This is a genomic window from Bifidobacterium scardovii JCM 12489 = DSM 13734 (genome assembly GCF_001042635.1).
In the GTDB taxonomy this organism is placed as follows: domain Bacteria; phylum Actinomycetota; class Actinomycetes; order Actinomycetales; family Bifidobacteriaceae; genus Bifidobacterium; species Bifidobacterium scardovii.
In genome coordinates, this window is sequence record NZ_AP012331.1 from 1,422,423 (window position 1) to 1,444,993 (window position 22,571).

General features: G+C 65.4%; 20 protein-coding genes. 14 read left to right on the forward strand and 6 right to left on the reverse strand.

The window, feature by feature from the left end:
• Positions 1 to 50: 50 nt before the first annotated feature.
• The 6 genes from BBSC_RS05840 to mltG all read left to right on the forward strand — a co-directional run bounded on the left by BBSC_RS05840 (position 51) and on the right by mltG (position 5,892).
• Positions 51 to 725 carry a histidine phosphatase family protein gene (locus tag BBSC_RS05840; protein WP_033517528.1) on the forward strand — a complete coding sequence of 225 codons (675 nt, stop codon included), beginning with the start codon at positions 51 to 53 and terminating at the stop codon, positions 723 to 725.
• Between the two features lie 100 nt (positions 726 to 825).
• Positions 826 to 1,209 (forward strand): DUF948 domain-containing protein, encoded by a 384-nt coding sequence (locus tag BBSC_RS05845; RefSeq protein ID WP_033517527.1) that lies wholly within the window; start codon positions 826 to 828, stop codon positions 1,207 to 1,209.
• Positions 1,209 to 1,448 carry a hypothetical protein gene (locus BBSC_RS05850; protein WP_033517525.1) on the forward strand — a complete coding sequence of 80 codons (240 nt, stop codon included), beginning with the start codon at positions 1,209 to 1,211 and terminating at the stop codon, positions 1,446 to 1,448. Before BBSC_RS05845 ends, BBSC_RS05850 begins: the two co-directional genes overlap by 1 nt.
• Positions 1,449 to 1,557: 109 nt before the next feature.
• Entirely contained in the window at positions 1,558 to 4,236 is a 2,679-nt protein-coding gene (alaS, locus tag BBSC_RS05855; RefSeq protein WP_033517523.1) for an alanine--tRNA ligase, read from the forward strand.
• Positions 4,237 to 4,243: 7 nt separating this feature from the next.
• Positions 4,244 to 4,714: a Holliday junction resolvase RuvX gene (ruvX, locus tag BBSC_RS05860; protein ID WP_033517521.1), complete on the forward strand. Its 471-nt coding sequence runs from the start codon at positions 4,244 to 4,246 to the stop codon at positions 4,712 to 4,714.
• The gene (mltG, locus tag BBSC_RS05865; protein WP_033517519.1) at positions 4,711 to 5,892 is read left to right on the forward strand and encodes an endolytic transglycosylase MltG; all 1,182 of its coding nucleotides are present in this window, start codon (positions 4,711 to 4,713) and stop codon (positions 5,890 to 5,892) included. The genes ruvX and mltG overlap by 4 nt, the downstream gene beginning before the upstream one ends.
• Positions 5,893 to 5,923: 31 nt before the next feature.
• Here mltG and BBSC_RS05870 read toward each other — a convergent pair whose 3' ends face one another.
• Entirely contained in the window at positions 5,924 to 6,391 is a 468-nt protein-coding gene (locus BBSC_RS05870) for a prepilin peptidase (RefSeq protein ID WP_033517517.1), read from the reverse strand.
• 50 nt (positions 6,392 to 6,441) lie between these two features.
• Here BBSC_RS05870 and aroC point away from each other — a divergent pair, with 50 nt between their 5' ends.
• From aroC to BBSC_RS05885, 3 genes are read left to right on the forward strand one after another with little or no spacing between them, the layout of a single operon-like run.
• A complete protein-coding gene (gene aroC / locus BBSC_RS05875; RefSeq protein WP_033517515.1) occupies positions 6,442 to 7,635 on the forward strand; it encodes a chorismate synthase in 1,194 nt (397 codons plus the stop codon).
• Complete coding sequence (locus tag BBSC_RS05880; protein ID WP_033517513.1) at positions 7,632 to 9,263, forward strand: bifunctional shikimate kinase/3-dehydroquinate synthase; 1,632 nt, start codon at positions 7,632 to 7,634, stop codon at positions 9,261 to 9,263. The genes aroC and BBSC_RS05880 overlap by 4 nt, the downstream gene beginning before the upstream one ends.
• A 56-nt stretch (positions 9,264 to 9,319) precedes the next feature.
• The gene (locus tag BBSC_RS05885) at positions 9,320 to 9,769 is read left to right on the forward strand and encodes a type II 3-dehydroquinate dehydratase (protein ID WP_033517512.1); all 450 of its coding nucleotides are present in this window, start codon (positions 9,320 to 9,322) and stop codon (positions 9,767 to 9,769) included.
• Positions 9,770 to 9,977: 208 nt separating this feature from the next.
• On the opposite strand, the gene BBSC_RS05890 is transcribed toward BBSC_RS05885, so the two are convergent.
• Positions 9,978 to 11,171: a CTP synthase gene (locus BBSC_RS05890; protein ID WP_144414431.1), complete on the reverse strand. Its 1,194-nt coding sequence runs from the start codon at positions 11,169 to 11,171 to the stop codon at positions 9,978 to 9,980.
• Between the two features lie 50 nt (positions 11,172 to 11,221).
• On the opposite strand from BBSC_RS05890, the gene BBSC_RS12810 reads away from it, so the two are divergent.
• Both BBSC_RS12810 and BBSC_RS05905 read left to right on the forward strand, forming a co-directional pair.
• Complete coding sequence (locus BBSC_RS12810) at positions 11,222 to 12,748, forward strand: DUF2142 domain-containing protein (RefSeq protein ID WP_051923190.1); 1,527 nt, start codon at positions 11,222 to 11,224, stop codon at positions 12,746 to 12,748.
• 88 nt (positions 12,749 to 12,836) lie between these two features.
• Positions 12,837 to 14,498, forward strand: coding sequence for a CTP synthase (locus BBSC_RS05905; RefSeq protein WP_033517506.1), 1,662 nt, complete (start codon positions 12,837 to 12,839; stop codon positions 14,496 to 14,498).
• A 327-nt stretch (positions 14,499 to 14,825) separates the two neighbouring features.
• Here BBSC_RS05905 and BBSC_RS05910 read toward each other — a convergent pair whose 3' ends face one another.
• The 4 genes from BBSC_RS05910 to BBSC_RS05925 form a co-directional block, all read right to left on the reverse strand.
• On the reverse strand, positions 14,826 to 15,713 hold the full coding sequence (locus tag BBSC_RS05910; protein ID WP_033517503.1) for a TraX family protein: 888 nt from the start codon (positions 15,711 to 15,713) through the stop codon (positions 14,826 to 14,828).
• 120 nt (positions 15,714 to 15,833) lie between these two features.
• A complete protein-coding gene (locus BBSC_RS05915; protein ID WP_033517501.1) occupies positions 15,834 to 16,358 on the reverse strand; it encodes a hypothetical protein in 525 nt (174 codons plus the stop codon).
• A gap of 44 nt (positions 16,359 to 16,402) precedes the next feature.
• On the reverse strand, positions 16,403 to 17,026 hold the full coding sequence (locus BBSC_RS05920) for a hypothetical protein (protein ID WP_033517499.1): 624 nt from the start codon (positions 17,024 to 17,026) through the stop codon (positions 16,403 to 16,405).
• Positions 17,023 to 17,679: a response regulator transcription factor gene (locus BBSC_RS05925; protein WP_033517497.1), complete on the reverse strand. Its 657-nt coding sequence runs from the start codon at positions 17,677 to 17,679 to the stop codon at positions 17,023 to 17,025. The genes BBSC_RS05920 and BBSC_RS05925 overlap by 4 nt, the downstream gene beginning before the upstream one ends.
• 248 nt (positions 17,680 to 17,927) lie before the next feature.
• Here BBSC_RS05925 and BBSC_RS05930 point away from each other — a divergent pair, with 248 nt between their 5' ends.
• The 3 genes from BBSC_RS05930 to sufD all read left to right on the forward strand — a co-directional run bounded on the left by BBSC_RS05930 (position 17,928) and on the right by sufD (position 22,560).
• Positions 17,928 to 19,586, forward strand: coding sequence for a L,D-transpeptidase family protein (locus BBSC_RS05930; RefSeq protein ID WP_033517496.1), 1,659 nt, complete (start codon positions 17,928 to 17,930; stop codon positions 19,584 to 19,586).
• 284 nt (positions 19,587 to 19,870) lie between these two features.
• Positions 19,871 to 21,325, forward strand: a complete 1,455-nt coding sequence (gene sufB / locus BBSC_RS05935) for a Fe-S cluster assembly protein SufB (RefSeq protein WP_046726247.1) — start codon at positions 19,871 to 19,873, stop codon at positions 21,323 to 21,325.
• A 5-nt stretch (positions 21,326 to 21,330) separates the two neighbouring features.
• A complete protein-coding gene (gene sufD, locus BBSC_RS05940) occupies positions 21,331 to 22,560 on the forward strand; it encodes a Fe-S cluster assembly protein SufD (protein ID WP_033517494.1) in 1,230 nt (409 codons plus the stop codon).
• The last annotated feature ends 11 nt before the right edge of the window (positions 22,561 to 22,571 follow it).

Below are 22,571 nucleotides of genomic sequence, written 5' to 3' on the forward strand. Positions count from 1 at the left end.
CCCCAAGCCTACGCGAGCAACCATGGCGATATGGTGACATAATCATAACCATGATTCTGCATCTGCATCTGGTCCGCCATGGGCAGACCACGTTCAACCGCTACAACCGACTGCAGGGCTGGTGCAACGCGCCGCTGACCGAATCCGGGCTCGCCGACGCCGACAAGGCCGGCGCCAAGCTGCGCGGCTTCGACTTCGCCGCGGCTTACTGCTCCGACACCTCCCGCGCGCAGATCACCGCCGCGCGCATCCTCGACATCAACGAGGCGGCCGGTCACGCGCGTCCGAAATTGGTGTCCGACATGCACTTCCGCGAGCAGTGCTACGGCTATTTCGAAGGCCAGGACATGTCGATGGCATGGACCGCGGCGGGTGGCCCCCACGGCGCGAAGAGCTACAACGACATCGTCTCCAAGTTCGGGCTCGCCGCCACGCGCGACTTCCTCAAGGAGGCCGACCCGTTCCACGATGCGGAATCCGACGCCGAGTACTGGGAGCGCGTCGAGGGCGCCTTCGCGCTGATCGCCGCGAATCCGGATCTCAAGGACGGCGACGACGTGCTGCAGATCTCCCACGGCAACACGCTGCTGAGCTTGGGGCGCCGCTTCGGCGGCAGCGACCTCGACCTGAGCGAGCGGCCGGCCAACGGATCGGTCACCGTGCTCGACTTCGACACGAGCAAGCCCTTCGACCAGGCGATCACCATCGCGTCGTACAACCAGTGACGCACTGGCGGCCCGAAGCCGGATACGGTCTGGGCCGTTCGTTAGGCTGGTGCGGGTACTGTGTGCGGCCCTGCGCCGTGATGCTGAAAAGAGGTTCATGATGGGTGTTGGAGATATCGCCGGCCTGATCGCGGCGATCGCGTTCGCGGTCCTTGCTGGCTTCCTGATCTACCCGCTGATCCGTCTAGGCAAACTGTTCGATCAGATCGCCGACACGGTCAAGCAGTCCGGGGAGCACGCGATCCCGGCGCTTGACGAGGGCGTGACCACCGTCAAGCAAGTGAACAAGTCGCTCGAGGACGTCAACCGGATCTCCGCGGCGGCATCCACCACGGCCAACAACGTCGGCGCTCTCACCGATCTGTACGGTTCGTTCCTTGGCCGTCCGATCATCAAGATCGCCTCGGCCGCGTACGCGCTCAAGAGCACGGCACAGTCGTTTTTCGTGAAGCATAACGACGGACAGTCCGCGAAGGGGGAGTGATGTTCAAACGACTGTTCTGGTTCGGCGTCGGATTCGCCGCCGGCGTGATCGCCGTGTCCAAGGCGAATGCGTACGTGAAGGCCAATACGCCCGATGCGATGCGCCAGTTCGTGCTTGGTCCCGATCAGGATCACGTGACCATGCGGACCCTCGAAGGCCTGATCAATGAATTCAACGCGACCCGTCGAGCCCGCGAGGCTGAGCTCAACACCACCTATGCCCAGCGCGTGAGCCGCTGATACGCGCGCTGCGTTGTGGAAACCAGCCGATCAGCAATCGCTTTCATAATTCATTTTCGACAACTGTTGCGGGCCGTTGCGCCCGATCATGCAAGGAGTTCAACCATTCATGCGCACTTCAGAAATCGCGAAGCGCTATCTTGACTATTTCGGCAAGCACGATCACCTCGTGGTGTCGTCCGCGTCCCTGATCTCGCCCAACCCGACGACCCTGTTCACCATCGCCGGCATGGTGCCGTTCATCCCGTACCTGCTCGGCGAGCAGACCCCGCCGTACAAGCGCATGGCCTCCAACCAGAAGTGCGTGCGCACGCTCGACATCGACGAGGTCGGCAAGACCACCCGCCACGGCACCTTCTTCCAGATGCTCGGCAACTTCTCCTTCGGCGACTACTTCAAGGAGGAGGCGATCCACTTCGCGTGGGAGCTGCTGACCACCCCGCAGGACAAGGGCGGCTACGGCTTCGACCCGGAGAAGCTGTGGGTCACCACCTACACCGACGACGAAGAGGCCCGCTCGATCTGGAGGAACGAGGGCTTCGACCCCGAGCACATGCAGATCTTCGGCATGGAGGACAACTTCTGGACCACCGGCGGCCCCGGCCCCGGCGGCCCCTGCTCCGAGATCTACGTCGACCGCGGCCCCGAGTACGGCAAGGACGGCGGCCCCGCGGCCGACGAGACCCGATTCATCGAGATCTGGGACCTCGTGTTCGAGAACTACGCGGTCGACAACGTCAAGTCCAAGACCGACATGCACATCGTCGGCGAGCTCGACCAGAAGAACATCGATACCGGCGCCGGCCTCGAGCGTCTCGCCTACCTCATGCAGGGCAAGCAGAACATCTACGAGACCGACGAGGTGTTCCCGGTCATCGAGGCCGCGGAACGGCTGTCCGGCCGCAAGTACGGCGAGGACGCGGCGGCGGACGTCAAGTTCCGCGTCGTGGCCGACCACGTGCGCTCCGCGCTGATGATCATGTCCGACGGCGTGCGCCCGAGCAACGTCGGCCGCGGCTACGTGCTGCGCCGCCTGCTGCGCCGCACCGTGCAGGCGATGCGCGTGCTCGGCGTCACCGATCCGGTGATCCCCGAGCTGCTGCCCGTCTCCAAGGACGCCATGGTCGCCAGCTACCCGGAGCTCGACAAGACCTTCCACGACGTGTCCGAGGCCGCCTACGGCGAGGAGGACGCGTTCCGCCGCACGCTCGAGAACGGCATCCAGATCCTCGACGTGGCCGTGAGCAACGCCAAGAAGACCGGCGACCCGACCGTCTCCGGCGACGACGCGTTCACCCTGCACGACACCTACGGCTTCCCGATCGAGCTGACGCTCGAGATGGCCGCCGATCAGGGCGTGAAGGTCGACGAGGCGAAGTTCCGCGAGCTGATGAGCGAGCAGAAGTCCCGCGCCCGCGCCGACGCCCTGAAGAAGCGCCACAACGTGGATCTGTCCGTATACGACGACTTCAAGAAGACGCTGGCCGGCCCGATCGACTTCCTCGGCTACACCGACCTGTCCGCGCGCGGCACCGTGCTCGGCATCATGCAGGAGGGTAAGGGCTCCGTCCCCGCCGTCACCGCCCCGGCGACCGTCGAGGTCATCCTCGACCGCACGCCGTTCTACGCGGAGGCCGGCGGCCAGCTCGCCGATCAGGGCGAGATCCTGTCCGACGACGGTGCGGTGCTCGAGGTCGACGACGTGCAGAGGCCGATCAAGGACCTCATCGTCCACCAGTGCCGCCTGACCGAAGGCACGCTGGTCGTCGGCACGCAGGTGAGCGCCAACATCGACGTGGACCGCCGTGGCGCGATCGCCCGTTCGCACACCGCTACGCACATGGTGCACAAGGCGCTGCGCGAAGAGCTCGGCCCGCAGGCCACCCAGCGCGGCTCCGAGGACGCCCCGAACCGCCTGCGCTTCGACTTCCAGTGGTCCAAGGCGCCGACCAAGGGCGTGATGAGCGCCGTCGAGGCGCGCGTCAACGACCGCCTGCGCGACAACCTCTCGGTCACCACGCAGGAGATGAAGTTCGACGACGCGATCGCGCTGGGCGCGATGCACCTGTTCGGCGAGAAGTACGGCGACATCGTGCGCGTGGTCACCATCGGCGAGGACGGCTGGAGCCGCGAGCTGTGCGGCGGCACGCACGTCGACCGCGTCGGCAAGATCGGCGCCGTCAACATCCTGTCCGAGGCCTCCATCGGCTCCGGCGTGCGCCGCGTGGACGCGCTGGTCGGCCAGAGCGCCTACGAGTACGGCGCGCGCGAGCACGCGCTCGTCTCCCAGCTGAGCGACAAGCTCAACGCCCGCCCCGACGAGCTGGCCGAGCGCGTGAACACGCTGCTCGCCAAGCTCAAGGAATCCGATCGCCGTCTGGCGGCCATGTACGAGGACCAGCTGGCCGCGGCCGTGCCGCAGCTGGTGGCCGACACGCGCGAATCCACCGCTCCGGTGAAGACCGCGGTGAAGAACGTCGGTCACTTCGGTTCCTTCGACGCGCTGCGCAAGACCGTGCTCGACGTGCGCGGCCGTCTCGGCGACGACACCCCCGTGGTGGTGGCGCTGGCCGGCGTGTCCGAGGACGACAAGCCGATGGTCGCCGTGGCCACCAACGAGGCCGCGCGCAAGGCCGGCATCAAGGCCGGCGATCTGGTGCGCGGCGCGTCCAAGATGCTCGGCGGCGGTGGCGGCGGCAAGCCGGACTTCGCCCAGGGCGGCGGCGTGGATGCGACCCGCATCGACGCGGCGCTCGAGGCCTTGGCGAACGAGGCGATGAGGGGCTGAGCAGCCGGTGGTATGGCTCGGCATTGATCTGGGTGATGCCAGGGTCGGACTCGCGTTGTCCGACCCTGAGCTCACCTTTGCGCATCCGATAGGCAACATCAGGGTATACGGCGACTCGTTCCAGGCTCTGGACGAGGTCATCGACGTCATCGAGGACGAATCGGTGGACCACGTCGTGGTCGGGTTGCCGCTCATGCTCGACGGCACGGAGGGCAAAAGCGCCAAGAAGGCGCGCCGCTGGGCCGTGAATCTTACGAAACGGATACGGAATCTGATGGATGAGGGCGAGTGCCGGATCCCGCAGCTTCCTCAGGTAACATTGGTGGATGAACGGCTGACGACGGTCAGCGCTCACAGACAACTGCAACAGGCGCATGTCTCCGGTCGGAAGCATCGTCCGGTGGTTGACCAGCAGTCGGCGGTGGTGATACTGCAGTCGGCATTGGATGGACGAGAAGACAAGGGAGCGGATCAGTGACTGAGGATATCGAGGATTTTTTCGCCGATAACACCCACTGGGTCGATGATCGCGGCATGGCGTCTTCGGACAAGCCGCCGCTGCCCCCGAAATCACGCGCTGAAATGCGCCGCCGCCGCAGGCGCCGCCAGCAGAAGCGCGTTGCCGTCGCGATCAGCATCGTGGTCATCGTGGCGCTGCTCGCCGTCGGCGGCTTCTTCGGCCTGCGCATGATCAAGGCGTGGCGCGCCGCGAACCGCGCCGACAGCTCGGTGGTGGAGGACTACGCCGGCCCCGGCGACACCGAGGTGTCGTTCACCGTCGACAAGGGCCAGAGCGCCGTCGACGTGGCGAAGAATCTGGTCAAGGCCGACATCGTCAAGTCGGAGGCCGCCTTCACCAGCACCGTGTCCGGCAACGGCGCGGTGCTCTACCCGGGCACCTATACGCTCAAGACGCATATGAAGGCCTCCGACGTGGTCGCCATCCTGTCCGATCAGTCCAAGGCGAGCGGATTCCTCGAGGTGCGCCCCGGCGAACGGCTCAGCGACGTGATCGTCAGCGCGGCCACCCTCAGCGGCATCGATGAAAAGGAGTTCAAGACCGTCGTCGAGGGCGGCGGCTCCGGCATCCTGCCGTCCGAGGCATCGGGCAGTTTCGAAGGCTGGCTCGAACCGGGCACCTATGACGTGCAGAACCGCAGCGTGACCGAGATCATCAAGGGCATGGTCGACGCCCGCATCGCCAAGCTCGACCAGCTGGGCGTGCCGGCCGGCGCCAAGCGCGAGGACATCCTGAAGATCGCGTCCATCGCCGAAGCCGAGGTGAATTCCGAGGAATATTACGGCAAGGTCACCAGGGTCATCGACAACCGTCTCGACCAGGGCATGACCCTGGGTATGGATTCGGCCGTGGCCTATGGCCTGGGCATCAAAGGCACCGATCTGACCAACGACCAGCTGGCCGACGACTCCAATCCGTACAACCTGCGCAAGCACACCGGTCTGCCACCGACGCCGATCAGCAATCCCGGCGACAGCGCGATCAAGGCCGCGCTCGACCCCGAGCAGGGCGACTGGACGTATTTCTGCACGGTCAACCTCAAGACCGGCGAGACCAAGTTCACCAGCAGCGCCGACGAGTTCGAGCAGTTCGTCGCCGAACTGCGGACGTGGGAGTCGAACAACCCCGACTACTGATCACCCCGGCCGTTGGCGCGACATGGCCGCGTCACGCCAACGACACCAGTTCCGCCACCAGACCCGCGATCACGATCACCGGAGCGAACGGCGCCTTGCCCGCGTACGGCGAATCGGATTGCGGGTCGAACCGTATCCACAGCAGCGTCCACGCCACGCCGATCAGCCCCATCGCCAGCCACCATGCGACCACGGCGCCCAGACCGAGCATGCCGACGCCCAGACCGGTCATCAGCGTGCAGGTCACATCCCCGAAACCGAGCGCGCCGGGCCGGATCAGCGCCAGCAGGCATTGCACCGCCGCACTGAGCGCGGCGAACAGCATGGCCTGCGGAAGCGCGAACAGGTTGTTCGCCGCCAGGGCGTAGATCAGGATCGCGACCAGCTGCAGCAGACACCCGACGGCGATCCACGCGCGGGGCACGCGGCGGTGGCGTACGTCTTCGACGCCGACCGCCAGTCCACAGATCAGACCGGGAAGCAACGCAAGGTATGTCATAACCGCTACAATAGCCCGAAGTTGGTTTTTCGAAAGTGAGGAGCACGCATATGTTGCGTTGGCAGACGGCTGGAGAATCGCACGGCGAGGCATTGGTCGCGATGATCGAGGGGCTTCCCGCGGGCGTCGGTGTCACCACGGACGACATCGTCGCGGCGTTGGCGCGCCGCCGCCTCGGCTACGGCCGCGGCGCGCGCATGAAGTTCGAGCAGGACAAGGTCCGTCTGCTCACCGGCGTGCGTCACGGGCTCACGCTCGGCTCGCCGGTCGCCGTGGAGATCGCGAACACCGAATGGCCCAAGTGGGTCGAGGTGATGAGCGCCGATCCGCTCGACCACGAACTTCCCCGTGAGGGGCGCAACGCCCCCCTGAGTCGCCCCCGCCCGGGCCATGCCGATCTGACCGGCATGCGCAAGTACGGCTTCGACGACGCCCGCCCGGTGCTCGAGCGCTCCAGTGCACGCGAAACCGCGTCGCGCGTGGCTCTGGGCCAGATCGCGGCCCTGCTCCTCGAGCAGACGCTCGGCATCCGTACGGTCGCGCACGTGATCTCGATCGGGGGAGCCGGCGTGGACGATACTGCTGATCGCGTGCTGCCGACCCCCGATGACGTCGCCGCGCTCGACGCCTCGCCGGTGCGCACGCTGGACAAGGACGCCGAGGCGCGCATGATCGCGCGCATCGACGAGATCAAGTCGAACGCCGACACGGTCGGCGGCGTGGTCGAGGTGATCGCCTACGGCGTGCCGGCCGGTCTGGGCACCTACGTGGAGTCGGACCGTCGTCTTGATGCGGCTCTGGCCGGGGCGCTCATGGGCATCCAGGCCATCAAGGGCGTGGAGGTCGGTGACGGTTTTCGCGAGGCGGTGCGCGCCGGCTCTGCAGCGCATGACGAGATGGTGCCGGGCGAGGACGGCCGCATCACGCGCCTGTCGAACCGCGCCGGCGGCATCGAAGGCGGCATGTCCAACGGCGAGCCGATCCGCGTGCGCGCCGCGATGAAGCCGATCCCCTCGATCCCGCGCGCGCTGCGCACGGTCGACGTGGCCAACGGCGACGCGGCGCAGGCCATCAACCAGCGCTCCGATTCGACCGCCGTGCCTGCGGCCTCCGTGGTGGCCGAGGCGATGGTGCGCCTGACGCTGGCCCGCTTCGTGCTGGAGAAATTCGGCGGCGACAGCGTCGACGAGATCCGCCGCAACGCCGAGGGCTACCTCGCCTCCTGGCCGGAGCACATGAGATGAGCACTCATCCCGTTGCCGTGATCATCGGCATGATGGGCGCCGGCAAGACCCGGGTCGGCCGCGAGGTCTCGCAGATGATGGGACTGCCGTTCCGGGACGCCGATCTGGAGATCGAGCGCGAGGTCGGCATGCGCATCCCCGACTATTTCGCGCGGTACGGCGAACCCGCGTTCCGCGAGGTCGAGAGCGATTTGATCCGCCGCACGATCGACGGTTTCGGCGGCATCTTCGCGCTCGGCGGCGGTGCCCCGATGACCCCCGCCACGCAGGACGCGCTGGCGGCGTACGTCGCGGACGGGGGGCGTGTGATCTATCTGCAGGCCGACCCGCAGGAGGCCATGGAACGCGCCAACCGCGGCGGCGGCCGCCCGATGCTCGACGGCGGCGACGCGAACGAGCGTTGGATGCGCCTGTACCGGCAGCGCGATCCGGTGTTCGACCGGGTTGCCAACGTGCATGTGCGGACCCATGGTTCCACGCCGCAGATGGCGGCGAGAAAGGTGATGAACATGATCGAGGAGCGTGTCGTCCACGTCGACGTGGTCGCGGCCGACGATTACAACGTGCGCATCGGCGAGGGCGCGATGAACCATCTGCCCGCCGTGCTGGGCGGCAAGCCGGCGCGCATCGCGCTGATCCACACCCAGCCGGTGCAGCGGCATTCCGACCGCGCCCGCGCCCTGCTGCGGCAGGCCGGGTACCAGGTGTCCGACATCGTCATTCCCGATGCGGAGGCCGGCAAGACCATCACCGTGGCGAACGGCATCTGGGAGCGCCTCGGCGACGAGGGCTTCACCCGCTCCGACGCGGTCGTCGGCGTCGGCGGGGGAGCGGCCACCGATCTGGCCGGATTCGTGGCCGCCACATGGATGCGCGGCATCCGCTACGTGAACTGCCCGACCTCGCTGCTGGCGATGGTCGACGCCTCCACCGGCGGCAAGACCGGCATCAACACCAAGGTCGGCAAGAACCTGGTCGGCTCGTTCTATACGCCGGCCGGCGTGCTGGCCGATATGACCACGCTGGGTTCGCTGCCCAACGACATCTTCATCGAGGGGCTCGGCGAAGTCGCCAAATCCGGATTCATCTCCGACCCGGAGATCCTGCGCATCCTCGAGGAGCATGCGGCCGAGCTGCGCGCCTTCGACGGCGCCTCGCTGCTCGGCTCCGATCTTGAGGACGTGGTGGCCGAGCTCATCGAGCGCACGGTGCGCGTCAAGGCCCGGCACGTCTCTGCCGATCTCAAGGAGGCCGGCCTGCGCGAGTTCCTCAACTACGGGCACACCATGGGCCACGCGATCGAGAAGCTCGAGCATTTCCGCTGGCGCCATGGCAATGCGGTGGCCGTCGGCATGGTCTATGCGGCCGAGCTGGCGCACCTGTGCGGTTACATCGACGCCGATCTGGTGGACTACCACCGTTCGCTGCTCGCCTCGCTCGGCCTGCCGACCTCGTGGGACGGCGGCTCGTTCGAGGACGTGCTCGCCCTGATGCACCGCGACAAGAAGGCGCGCGGCAACACGCTGCGCTTCGTGGTGCTCGATTCGATCGGCCACCCGGTGCATTTGGACAACCCGCCGGCCGAGGCCGTCGAGGAGGCCTTCCGCCGCATCCGGCCGGGCCGGTGACGGGCAGGCGGCAGGTCGGCAGGCAATCTTAAGAACCAGTAGCAAGGAGCGTCATCATGACCATCAAAGTCATCGTCGTCAACGGACCGAACCTCGGGCGCCTTGGTGTGCGCCAGCCCGATGTGTACGGGCGGCAGGACCTTGCCGAGCTGCGCCGGCTGTGCACCGCGTGGGGCGCCGAGCTCGGGCTCGACGTGGAGGTGCGCCAGACCGACGACGAGGCCGAGATCATCGGATGGATGCATCAGGCCGTCGACGAGAAGACCCCGGTGGTGATGAACCCGGCCGCCTTCACGCACTATTCGTACGGGTTGGCCGACGCCGCCCACATGATCGGCGACGCGGGGCTGCCGCTGATGGAGGTGCACATCTCCAACCCCTCCGCTCGCGACGAGTTCCGCAAGCGCTCGGTCATCAGCCCGGTCGCCACCGGCACCATCACCGGCCTCGGCTTCTACGGCTACAAGCTCGCCCTGGAAGCCATCGCCCATCTGCTCGCCGCCTGATCCGCTGCTGCTGCGTCTGCCTGCTCCCGGGTTTTACACGCCAGAACCCCTTTTGGCGTGTAAAACCCGGGAGTTGCCGTATGGGACTCCCGATTCTTACACGCTAATGGGGCCGTTCGCGTGTAGAACCCGGGAATAGGCGGGCGGCGGTCCCGGGTTTTACACGCAAAAAGAGGTTTTGGCGTGTAAAAGTAGGGAGTATTCCGTGCTACCACGGTCGGGCGTACTGGGGGATTCCGGCCTGGACCAGCTTGTTCGCCAAAGGCTGGCGTCTGACGGCATCCTCATAATCGAAACGCACTATCGCCGTGACGCCCCATGCCATAAGATCCCGTTCCCGCTGGGTTTGCTGATGTACCACGGATTTGATCGATTGCCGGTCGGTCATCGTCGGATCGACATATTTGCGCAGACCGTCATATTCCGCCACGATGATGCGGCCATCGGGGAACGACCATGTGAAGTCGGCGCGGTACCAGTGGCGCGGATCCCGCGGGTCCGTGAACACGCGCTGCAATGCCGGGACCGGGAACCCCTCCTCGATCATGATCGCCCGGGCAAGGGATTCGCCCCCATTGTCGCTGAGCGGGTTGGCGTATCGCATGATGCGCTCCACCGGCGTGCGGTCGCGGCGGCAACGCAGCGATCCGATTCGCTCCAGCAGATCCGGATGCATGGATAACGCCGAATCGGCGATGGGCAGCGCATGATGGAATGATAGGAAACGCGCGCAGTCCAGCACGGTGCGTGCCGGCGACGTGACGGCCAGACTCTGCACGATCAGTGCCTGATCGTCCGTCATGTAGATGCGATTGACGCCATATTTGTTGCGGCCGGATTGGGCATGCCTGCTCACGATGAATACGCCGTCCTCGTGAATGGACCACTGATGTTCGAACCCGTGGATGGCCGCCGCGGTCGGTCCGGCGAACACCCATTGCGGATGCCGGCCCGCCAATGACCGGGCGATATGAACGATTCTCTCGCTGGCGACGAGCTGGTTCCAATACTCGGTGCAAATGAACAGGCCCGGGAACGGTTTGGTCATCTCCCCGACCGCGGCGCGTCGGCGCAGCGCGCGATCCTCCGCCGGGCTGGATGGCGCGATGCATCGCCGTCCCCGTCGCGCTTCGGTCGCAAGCCGATTGATGGAATCGTTGGTTCTCATGCCCAGACCATACCGCCTTGAACCATTGCATCGACGGTTTTCCGGGCGTTGTGGACGCAGGGAAGCCCCTTCGGCGTGTTGTGGATAACCCGGCTGAGAAGTTCGGGATGACTGGGACTTGCTTGGTGACAAATAATAGGTGTGGGCGAAAAGTTTGACGCGACGAACTAATGACGGTGGGATATGGATATCAGCGATTCGTGGGATGATATTGATGTGACGTGGAATTACCATCCCGGCCGGGGCCTGTGGATGGTGCTTGAGCGGTAGAAGGAGAACGGGCCATGCGAGGAGCGAAGAGGCTGCCTCCGAGCGAGGACGGGGCAAGCGCCCGGCACCGGGCGCCGCATCACCGGCGGGCGGATACGCCGTCATCCGGCACATCATCCGGCGTGCTATCCGGCGCACCATCCGGCAAGACCGCCTCCGCCAGAGCCCTTGCCGTGCTTCGCGCCGTCATGCCGTGGATCGTGCTGGCGGTCACGTTGCTGGGCGGCATCGGCTATATGGCGGTCACCGCGCCCGGGCACATCCCCGACGTATGGTCGCATGTTTACCGTGTCGACGGCATCCTCAACGGCGATGTGCTCGCCCGCCCGGTGCAGGCGATGAGCCGTCTGCACGGCGGCGACGGCAGCGGCAACGTTGGCGGCCGCGTGGACTGGCAATGGATCGAATACTCCGAGACGCATTATGACGGCTACGATCCCAACGCGGTGCTGGTCGATACCATCACGGCGTCGGACGACGCCGGCGCGGATGTGCCGTACAACAACACCGCCACCAACACTCCCGCCGTCTACCTGCCGCAACTGACAGGATTCGCGGTAGGCAAGGCGTTGGGGCTGGACGCGGGAATCACCTACCATCTCGCGGAGGCGATCATGCTGGTCGTCTACGCGGCCTGCACGGCGGGCGCGGTCGCCCTGTTGCCGCGATGGCGCATTCTGGTCGGTCTGGTCATGCTGTGCCCGCTGGTCACCCATCGCTATTCGTTTGCGATCTCCGCCGATAGCCTGACTCAGGCGTTGGCGTTCCTGCTGTCCTGCATGGTGTTCCGTACGATGTACCGACGGGTTGGAAAGGGCTATTGCGCCGCATTGGCGGGCGTATGCCTGATGCTGGCGATGTGCAAGCTCACCTATGCGCCGTTGATGCTGCTGGCGCTCGCCGTGCCGTGGCTCCAGCGGGGCGTTGGCGTATCGCCGTTCGGCGCATCCCCATCCGGTGCGTCCCCGTCCGCCGCCGTCCCGGTCTGGCGCGATCCCCGATTGTGGATCGGCGTGGCCGGCAATGCCGTATCGGCCGCGTGGCTGATGTTCTGGATGTCTGTGACCGGCTGGTTCGTCACCACGCCGATGCTGGTGCCATATGAGGAGATGATCGCGCGCCGCCATGCGTTGCTCGCCGATCCCGCAACCATGATTGCCGTGGTCAAGGCGATCGCGCTGAGCATCGTCACCGGCCGGTCCAACATGGGCAACCGGCCCGATTCCGTGGTGATCCGGTGCTGCTGGATCGCCATCGCCGGCATGGCGATCGTCCTGGCAGCCGCCACCGCACGCCGTGTGCTGCGACCGGTTCATGCGGCGTTCTGGTGGTTCGCGGCGGTGCTGATCGTCGGCATCATGCTGCTGACGTATCTGGCGCTGTGGCTGCAGTATACGCCGGCAGAATCCCCGATGATCGACGGCATGCAGCATCGCTACTTCCTGCCGTTGGCCGTGCTGGGCGTGCTGTGCGGCGCCGAGGCCGTCAGCGCGCTTCGCCGTCCGGCTATGCCGCAGCGCAGCCCGGCACCCGCACGCTGACAGACCGTTGCGGCAGGCGCCTTCGCTGTTGCGGAATACCGTTATCGGTAACACGCCGAGTCATATGCGAATGATAGAGTGAAATTCCATGGTTAGAAGAACACATGGCAATGCTCAAGAACACGTCACCAAACATATTTTCGTCACCGGCGGCGTTGTCTCCTCACTCGGTAAGGGCCTGACCGCATCCTCACTTGGCCGCTTGCTGCGCAGCCGTGGCATCCACGTCCTGCAGCAGAAACTCGATCCGTACATCAACGTCGACCCGGGCACGATGAACCCGTTCCAGCACGGCGAGGTCTACGTGACCGAGGACGGCGCCGAAACCGATCTCGACATCGGCCACTACGAGCGCTTCCTCGATGTCTTCCTGAGCCAGAAGGCCAACGTCACCACCGGCCAGATCTACCAGGAGGTGCTGCGCAAGGAGCGCGCCGGCGAATACCTCGGCCAGTGCGTGCAGGTCATCCCGCACATCACCAACGAGATCAAGTCGCGCATGCGCGCCCAGGCGTCCGACGACGTCGATGTGATCATCACCGAGATCGGCGGCACGGTCGGCGACATCGAGTCCCAGCCGTTCCTTGAGGCCGCGCGCGAGGTGCGCCGCGACCTCGGCCCGGAGAACTGCATGTTCGTGCACGTCTCGCTGGTGCCGTACATCTCCGCCGCCCACGAGCTCAAGACCAAGCCGACCCAGCACTCCGTGATGATGCTGCGCCAGCTCGGCATTTCGCCCGACGCGCTCGTGCTGCGCTCCGACCGCCCGCTCAACCAGTCCATCAAGGACAAGATCTCGCTCATGTGCGACGTCGACGCGGAGGGCGTGGTCAACTGCGTGGACGCGCCGAGCATCTACGACGTGCCGAAGATCCTGTTCGACGAGGGCCTCGACGCCTACGTGGTGCGCGAGCTCGGTCTGCCGTTCCACGACGTCGATTGGGACGAGTGGGCCGATCTGCTGGAGCGCGTGCACCACCCCAAGCACGAGGTCAACATCGCGATCGTCGGCAAGTACATCGACCTGCCGGACGCCTACCTGTCCGTCACCGAGGCCATCAAGGCCGGCGGTTTCGCCAACTGGGCGAAGGCCAACGTCAAGTGGGTCGCGGCCGACAAGTGCGAGACGCAGGAAGGCGCTGCCGCCGCGCTCGACCAGGTCGACGGCATCGTGATCCCCGGCGGCTTCGGCATCCGCGGCATCGACGGCAAGATCGGCGCCCTGAAGTTCGCCCGCGAGAACAAGCTGCCGGCCCTTGGCCTGTGCCTCGGCCTGCAGTCCATGGTCATCGAGTACTCGCGCGACGTGCTTGGCATCGAGGACGCGAATTCCTCCGAGTTCGAGCCCGACTGCGCCAACCCGGTCATCGCCACGATGGAGGAGCAGAAGGACATCGTCGCCGGCCACGGCGATATGGGCCACACCATGCGCCTCGGCTCCTACCCGGCCGAACTCGAGGAGGGTTCGATCGTCGCCGAGCTGTACGGCACCACGCATGTCACCGAGCGCCATCGCCACCGTTACGAGGTGAACGTGGCCTACAAGGACCGCCTGCGCGAGGCCGGTCTGCGCATCTCCGGCCAGAGCCCGGACGGCGAGCTTACCGAGTTCGTCGAGCTGCCGCGCGAGGTGCATCCGTTCTACGTGGCCACGCAGGCCCACCCGGAGTTCAAGTCCCGCCCGACCAAGCCGCACCCGCTGTTCGCCGGTCTGGTCAAGGCCGCGCTGGATCACCAGCAGGCCCGCTGACGCGGCCTTGAGGGGCTGATCGCAGGAACTGAACGCATATGCACAAGGGGGCGCACCGACCGATGTCGGTGCGCCCCCTTGCATATCTGATCCGCGTCGCCCCGCTCGTTCGGCGGCTAGTGGTCCATCTCGCAAATGGTTGAGTGGTTGATCCTCCCGCTGGCGGGAGGTGGCGCGTAGCGTCGGAGGGTGGTTGGACGCTTGACGTCACAATGGTTTTGACCACCCCCCAGTCGGCTACGCCGACAGCCCCCGCTAGCGGGGGCGCGAACCATTTCATTATTTGCGAAACAGACCACTAGGTTCAACGTGGCTTGTGTCCCGCAGCTACGCCGCCCCGCCCAGCGCCATGCCGATGCCGTACAGCGCCACGATGTGCGCGGGGTAGAACGCATAGAAGAACCACTTCACGCCCGGGCCCCGCCGGCGATTGTACAGCAGCATAAGCGGCAGCGCGAACACCATCATCCACTGGTAATTCACCGTCAGCGCGGAGCCTCCCACGCTCATGAAGTCGATGCTCAGCAGCCTGAGGACCTTGTCCATCAGGAAGATTCCCTGGACGCCGAACGCCAGATTCGCATGGTGTTCGAGCCCGAGGACCACGCGCGCCCCGATCGGCGACAACGCCAGTGCGAACAGCAGATTGAGCCCGAGGTACACGGCGGACAGCCTGATCCGGTTCTCGCGCACCGCCCACATCGACACGCCCAGCACCACATAGAACAAGCCGCCCGACAGCCCGACGACGGTGTCGCTTGCGGCCACGATGACGGCCGACGCCATGGACGGCAGCTGGAGCGGCGATATCACGTACCAGAATATCGGGATCACCACCAGCTGATAGGCGGCATACAGCGCGATGTTGCGCAGCCGGTCCCGAGCGGAATCCGCGGACAGCAACGTGATGATCAGCGCGATCTGGAACAGGCAGGTGAATATGTTGTTGGGAATGTTGAGCGCGCCCTGCACGAACGCCATCAGTACGCCGGCGGCGTACAGGCGGGTCAGGTACCGCTTGCGGTCGTGCGTGAACTCGCAGCTCCACCCGATCAGAAAGATGAACAGGGGACTGGACAGTCGGCCGATCCAGTGCATCCACAGCGGCATGCCCGGAATGAACGTGGCGATGTGGTCCACGACCATGCAACAGCACGCCACCACCTTCAAGGTAAACGAGGTCATGTGCCTCTCCGCGTAATGCCATGCGCCCATATCGGCTCCTTCGTCGATGTCGGTTAGGTAATGGGGCCATGCTATCTCGTTGCGCAAACGGGCATCATCCAAAAGATGATGCCCGGGCGGTGTACGCCGTGGCCGCGCACGGCGCCCGGTTCAGGCCGGTTCGTGCAGCGGGATGACGGCGCGCAGCGTCCACAGCCGGTCGTCGAGGGAAGTGACGAGCGTTCCGCCCAGAAGCGCTATGCGCTGCCGATGCAGCGTGAGTCCTTTGCCCGGATGGGACTGTATATGCCTGTCATCGGTCTCATTGCATTGCACGATGCTGATCCGATCGCCTTCGACGGTGACGGAAGCGTAGTATGCGTCTTCTTCGCCGGTGCCGCCGGTACCGTGTATGAGGATGTTCATGTACATATGATCGAGAAAATCCTTGATTTCACGGAGCGTGTCCGCGCTGATCCGTTCGACGGGCATGTTCCGCCCTCCGGCCAGATCGGTCCTGCCTTGCATATGCATCGATGACAGGTATCGTTCGTTCCCGTCTATCACCCACCGCAGCGCATCATGCAACGACCCGCGGATTTCCTCGTTTTCCGCGGCGTCGATCGCGGCATCGCCATCCACGACGTCGATGATCTCCCGTACCTGATCCAACGTCGATTGCGCCAGAGCATGCACGGATGACAGACTCCGGTGTCCGGCATCCGTCGTCGGCTCCCGGATTAGTTGTCCGTATAAAGCATGATGAGTGTCAGCTCGCGTGCCGTTGAATCGTGGAGCCTGCTGGCCAGAACAAGATTGCGCCGAAGTCGGTCTCGATCATCTTTCAACCGTTTCGTTTCCTGAATTTCCTTCTCTAATCGTTCCTTGTATTTATGCTCGGAGACGGCTAGTCCTACAGTGATGGCAGCGATATATGTGCACATAACCGTGGCAAGTCCATTGACCGTCCATTGGGAATTCTCAAGCATTTGGACGTCGTAGTACCTGATGATCACATCCGCAAGGGCGAGAACAAGAGCAGGTACGGTTAGTCCCTGATACGATAACAACCCCAATGAAAGCCAGACTGTCCATATCATCGATGAAAAGTAAACGTTCGGCAATATCCCTGTCACGATGCACAGCGCAAGGATCCCCACGCTGCACGGCACGACGCTCCAATACAGGCCGGCCGTCAGGGCCAGCTGCACGATGCTTGCGGCGACGGTGATCATCGTGCGGTCGGGAATCGCGAAGTATTCGATGACCGTGAGCGTCTCGGCCAGCGCGATGGCCACCGCCACGCCCGGTTGCCGCACCCGGCGCCACGGCGACGCCGTTTTCGATCCGCCCGGCGCGTTCATGGCAGTCTCCTCAGCTCGCTCCATGCCATGATCGCCTGCAGCTTGCCGCGCACGCCCAATTTCGTGATGGCATGGCGCACATGCGTCTTGACCGTGGATTCGCTCAACCCCATCCGGTCTGCGACCTCCCGTGCGGTAAGCCCCCTGACGGTCCAGTCCATGACCTCGGCCTCCCGCGCGGACAACGGATGGGTACGTCCCTGCGCCCGCGCGAGTCCGTACGCTCGGGCGGGGGAGGGAAACCCGTCCTGCGCATACGGCTCTCCGGCCGCGCAGGCCGCCAGGCAGCGCCGCAATCCGGCCATATCGGCCTTGTCCAGCAGGGCCTGCGCTCCCGAACGCCGTGCGGCGTCCCGGTAGTGGCGCAGCGAATGGCAGGTGATCGCCAGCAGGACGATGCTGTCGGAGCAGAGGCGGATCCGCGCGCAGGTCGCCGCGCCGTCAACGCCGTCAACGCCCATGTCCACCAGCACCACGTCGGGGCGGGTGCGCGAGTCGACGCACCGATCCACCGCCTTGTCGCCGGAGCGTACGGCCCAGACCACCGCCATGCCGTGCTCCGCGCGCCAGCCGTTCGCCAAGGCGTGCAACGCCGCCAACGTCAACGGGTCGTCGTCGACCAGACCCAGGCGCATATACCGTGACGCATTCATGGGAAATCACTTCTCTCGGTGGCGCCCCTCCGTTGGAGCGCTCCTTGCACCCCATGATAGGGGAGATCGACCCCCGACCGGCCGGCGGGGCGCCGGCAAGTGTGAATTAAATCACATACGCCTCCGGGTGGCCGAGCGGCCCCGATTCGAGGATGTTCATGGCCATGTAGCATAATAGACCTTGTTGTATCAAAGACGACGGCCCCGATGGAGCCGTCGTCGGAACGAGAGAATGCACGAGAGCTTGTATGAGTGAACGTAACGAGCAATTCAGGGGCACGTTCGACGCGAGCGCGTCGCGGCCCGTGTCGGGTGGATTCGCGGACGGCGAGGCCACCGCGGTGTTCAGCCCGCTGGACATGGACGCCTTCGCGGTGCCCGAGGAGACGGGCGCGCGCAAGCGCCGTCTGGTCTGGCCGTGGATCGTCGTCGGCATCGTCGCCCTGCTCGCCGCCTGCGCCGGCGGCGGCTTCTGGTTCTTCCAGTCGCACGCGCTGCCCGGCGTCACGCTGTGGGGGCATTCGGTGACCGGCAAGACCTACGACCAGATCGTCTCCACCATCAACGATTCCGTGTCGGGCACCAAGGTGCCGGTCTCCTACAACGGCAAAACCGTCGACGTCACGCTCGACGACCTCGGCCTGAGCGTCGACGCCAGCACCATCGCCAACGAGGCGTCGAACGCCAAGCGCGACGGCGCATGGTGGCAGCGCTACGCCTTCTGGGTCAAGCATGACGTCACCACCGAGCCGGCCAACCCGAAGGCCGCGGACTCGTCGAAGCTCAGCCAGAAGCTGTCCATCGACGAGGTCGCGCCCGTCGACGCCGCGGTGCAGCTCAGCGCCGACCAGAACGGCTTCGACGTGGTCGCCGGCCAGCAGGGGCAGGGCGCGGACGCCGAGCCCGTCGCCAAGGCGGCCGTCGCGCGTATCGAGTCGCTGGGCACGAGCCCGGCGTCCACCGTGACCGTCGAGCTGCAGGCGACCGATCCGGCCGTGACCGACGACATCGCCAATCAGGCGAAGGCCACGCTGGACTCGCTGGCGCAGAATCCGGTCACCATCAAGATCGGCGACCACCAGATCGCGGCGATCGACGCCCCCGCGCTGGCCGCCTCGACGACCATCAACGCGAACGAGAACGCCAAGCTCTCCGGCAACGAGACCCGCAACGGCTATGTCGTGTTCGACGCCGACAAGCTGCAGCAGTACTACGACAACACGATCAAGGCCAATCTGTCCACCGGCCGCGAGGACCGCGAGGTGATCGTCAACGGCGTCGGCGACGAGCTGCAGGTCATCAAGGAGGGCCATGACGGCGTGACCGTGGCCGCGGGGGCCGACGCGAACGTCGGCAAGGACGTGGTCGAGGCTCTGGCCAAGGGCAGCGGCTCGGTGAGCGTGGAAGGCACCGTCGACCCGATGCAGACCAAGTCCACCAAGCGGAACGTGGTCATCGACCTGTCCGACCACACCGTGACCGCTTACGAGAACGACAAGGCCATCATGACCTTCAACGCGGGCATCGGCCGCGGCAACGATCCCAAGACCGGCGAATGCACGGGCGACCTGTGCACGCCGACCTATTGCGATCCGAACGTCTACGACAACTGCACGCCGAACGGCGACTTCAAGATCTGGCTCAAGTACCTGAGCCAGGACATGACCGGCAACCTGACGCTGAGCGACGGCAGCAACGAGAGCTGGGACGCGAAGAACGTCGGCTTCGTCAACTACTTCTCGAAGACCGGCTGCGCGATCCACCGCATCACCACGACCATGAACAACTCGCAGCTGGTCGGCGGCGGCGGGGCGTCCTCCCACGGATGCGTCGGCATCGGCTGGGACGTCGCGCAGCAGTTCTACAACTGGTGCCTGATGGGCACCACCGTGCACGTGCAGCCCTAGGCCGGGCGCGCACGCACCCACGCATCGCATTCGCAGAGGGATCCCGTCATGCAGACGGGGTCCCTCTGCTTGTGTTCGCCGGTCCGCCCGTTCAGGCGCCGGCGGACCGGAACGGGGGAGGCTCTCAGGTGTGGGGTATGTCATATCAGCGCATAGCCAATATGCAGTGTCGGGGTTAGTGTTTGGCCTAGAGTTCTGTTAGGTTTGCGTAAGAACGTTCAATTGATTGGAGGCAGCGTACGGTGAGCGAAAACCAAGCGCCAAATGCCGCGGCTGACGTGGAGATGAGCCAGTACGTGGCTGATCGCGCCCGCGTCAACGAGGAGAAAATCAAACAGGATGACGAGATCATCCAGCAGTTCGGCGACTACAGCTACGGATGGCACGATTCCGATGCCGCCGGCGAGGCGGCGAAGCGAGGCATCGACGAGAACGTCGTGCGCTCCATCAGCGCCGACAAGGGCGAGCCGCAGTGGATGCTCGACATGCGCCTGCGCGGGTTCAAGGCGTTCCTGGACAAGCCGATGCCCGATTGGGGCGTGGACCTCAGCGGCTTCAACGCCGACGACTTCAAATACTACGTCAAGCCGATCGAGAAGCAGGCCAAGACGTGGGAGGAACTGCCCGACGACATCCGCAACACCTATGACCGCCTGGGCATCCCCGAGGCGGAGAAGAGCCGCCTCGTCTCCGGCGTGGCCGCCCAGTACGAGTCCGAGGTCATCTACAACTCCATCCAGAAGGATCTCGCCGATCAGGGCGTGATCTTCGTCGACACCGACACCGCCGTGCGCGAATACCCCGATCTGGTGCGCAAGTACTTCGGCACCGTCGTCTCCCCGGAGGACAACAAGTTCGGCGCGCTCAACACCGCCGCGTGGTCCGGCGGCTCGTTCGTGTACGTGCCGAAGGGCGTGCACGTCGACATCCCGCTGCAGGCCTACTTCCGCATCAACACGCCGGCCATGGGCCAGTTCGAGCGCACGCTGATCATTGCGGACGAGGGCTCCTACGTGCACTACGTCGAGGGCTGCACCGCCCCGATCTGGTCCGAGGACTCGCTGCACGCGGCCATCGTCGAGATCATCGTCGAGAAGCACGCCCGCGTGCGCTACACCACCGTGCAGAACTGGTCGAACAACGTGTACAACCTCGTCACCCAGCGCGCCTACGTGCGCGAGGGCGGCACGATGGAATGGGTCGACGGCAACATCGGGTCCAAGGCTACGATGAAGTACCCGGCCTGCATCCTCGCCGAGCCGTACGCCACCGCGTCGACCATGTCCCTCGGCTTCGCCGGCAAGGGCCAGTATCAGGACACCGGCGCGAAGATGATCCATCTCGCCCCGCACACCAGCTCCACGATCGTCGCCAAGTCGATCTCGCGCGGCGGCGGGCGCTCCGCGTACCGCGGCCTGGTCAAGATCGTCGACGGCGCCGAAGGCTCCTCGAACTCCACCGTGTGCGACGCGCTGCTCGTCGACGACTTCAGCCGCTCCGACACGTACCCGCATGTGGACGTGCGCGAGGATGACGTCACCATGGCGCACGAGGCCACCGTCTCCAAGGTCTCCGAGGACCAGCTCTTCTACCTGATGAGCCGCGGCCTCGAGGAGAAGGAGGCCATGGGCATGATCGTGCGCGGCTTCGTCGAGCCGATCAGCCGCGAGCTGCCGATGGAGTACGCGCTCGAACTGAACCGTTTGGTCGAACTGCAGATGGAAGGATCGGTGGGCTGATTCCCATGGCATCGAACGAAACTGAACTCAATATCCCCGTCGCGGACCCGAACGATCCGTACGCGATCCCGGCGGCCATGCCGTCGAGCGCCGACCGCGCGCCGCGTTCCTTCGAGGTCTCCGCGTTCCCGCAGCCCGACCGCAAGCAGGAGGAGTGGCGCTATACGCCGCTCGAGCGCATCGAGGAATTCTTCGACGTGTTCAAGCCGAGCGGCGAGACCGCGATCGTGGTCTCCAACGTCGACGGCACGCCCGTCGACCCGGAGCGGGTGGCCGTCAGCCAGAAGCGGCTCGGCGAAGGCGGATCGGGTACCGTGTCCAAGCCGAACGACCGCGTCTCGGCCGTCGAATGGAACTCCGGCCACACCGCCACCATCGTCGAACTGAACGGCGAGCTGGACCAGCCCGTGCTGATCCGCGTGGTCGGCGGAGGCATGGACCTCGACGCCCTCCATCTGGTGATCATCGCCGACGACGGCACGCACGCCGACGTGGTCGTCGAGCACAACGGCAAGGCGCGTCTGGCCGAAGGCGTGGAGATCACCACCGGCCGGGACTCGCACGTCTCCGCCACGTTCGTCCAGGAATGGGACAAGGAATCCAAGCACGTCGGCAACCACCGCATCCACGTCGGCGAGGGCGCGTCCCTGCGCCACTCCGTCGTCACGCTCAGCGGCAGCATCGTGCGCATCCGCATGGACCAGGACTTCGGCGGCCCGCAGGGCAATCTCAACATGCTCGGCATCTACTTCGTGGATCCGGGCGAGCACATCGAGCATCGCACGATGGTGGTGCACAACCACCCCGAGTGCAAGTCCAGGGTGGTCTACAAGGGCGCGCTCGACGGCAAGGACGCGCACTCCACATGGGTCGGCAACGCGCTGATCGAGCCGACGGCCCCCGGCACCGACTCCTACGAGCTCAACCGCAATCTGGTGCTGACCCCGGGCGCGATCGCCGATTCCGAACCGAATCTGGAGATCGAGAACGGCAACATCATCGGCGCCGGCCACGCCAGCTCCGTCGGCCGATTCGACGACGAGGAGCTGTTCTACCTGCAGTCCCGCGGCATCCCCGAGACCGAGGCGCGCAAGCTCGTGGTGCGCGGCTTCTTCGGCGAGCTCGTCGAGGAGATCGGCGTGCCGGCCATCGCGCAGCACCTCATGGACGTGATCGACCGCCGTCTGGCCCGTGGCGAGGACGCGGCCATGCAGGCGGTTCTGGAAGACAAGTAAACGCATACGAG

Coding starts and splice junctions, on each gene's coding strand:
- BBSC_RS05870 (WP_033517517.1), bottom strand. CDS start 6,391: ATGACATACCTTGCGTTGCTTCCCGGTCTGATCTGTGGACTGGCGGTC.
- BBSC_RS05925 (WP_033517497.1), bottom strand. CDS start 17,679: ATGAATGCGTCACGGTATATGCGCCTGGGTCTGGTCGACGACGACCCG.
- BBSC_RS05910 (WP_033517503.1), bottom strand. CDS start 15,713: ATGGGCGCATGGCATTACGCGGAGAGGCACATGACCTCGTTTACCTTG.
- aroC (WP_033517515.1), top strand. CDS start 6,442: ATGTTGCGTTGGCAGACGGCTGGAGAATCGCACGGCGAGGCATTGGTC.
- BBSC_RS05850 (WP_033517525.1), top strand. CDS start 1,209: ATGTTCAAACGACTGTTCTGGTTCGGCGTCGGATTCGCCGCCGGCGTG.
- BBSC_RS05845 (WP_033517527.1), top strand. CDS start 826: ATGGGTGTTGGAGATATCGCCGGCCTGATCGCGGCGATCGCGTTCGCG.
- BBSC_RS05840 (WP_033517528.1), top strand. CDS start 51: ATGATTCTGCATCTGCATCTGGTCCGCCATGGGCAGACCACGTTCAAC.
- sufD (WP_033517494.1), top strand. CDS start 21,331: ATGGCATCGAACGAAACTGAACTCAATATCCCCGTCGCGGACCCGAAC.
- BBSC_RS12810 (WP_051923190.1), top strand. CDS start 11,222: ATGCGAGGAGCGAAGAGGCTGCCTCCGAGCGAGGACGGGGCAAGCGCC.
- BBSC_RS05890 (WP_144414431.1), bottom strand. CDS start 11,171: ATGGTAATTCCACGTCACATCAATATCATCCCACGAATCGCTGATATC.
- BBSC_RS05930 (WP_033517496.1), top strand. CDS start 17,928: ATGAGTGAACGTAACGAGCAATTCAGGGGCACGTTCGACGCGAGCGCG.
- BBSC_RS05885 (WP_033517512.1), top strand. CDS start 9,320: ATGACCATCAAAGTCATCGTCGTCAACGGACCGAACCTCGGGCGCCTT.
- BBSC_RS05905 (WP_033517506.1), top strand. CDS start 12,837: ATGGTTAGAAGAACACATGGCAATGCTCAAGAACACGTCACCAAACAT.
- BBSC_RS05920 (WP_033517499.1), bottom strand. CDS start 17,026: ATGAACGCGCCGGGCGGATCGAAAACGGCGTCGCCGTGGCGCCGGGTG.
- alaS (WP_033517523.1), top strand. CDS start 1,558: ATGCGCACTTCAGAAATCGCGAAGCGCTATCTTGACTATTTCGGCAAG.
- sufB (WP_046726247.1), top strand. CDS start 19,871: ATGAGCCAGTACGTGGCTGATCGCGCCCGCGTCAACGAGGAGAAAATC.
- BBSC_RS05880 (WP_033517513.1), top strand. CDS start 7,632: ATGAGCACTCATCCCGTTGCCGTGATCATCGGCATGATGGGCGCCGGC.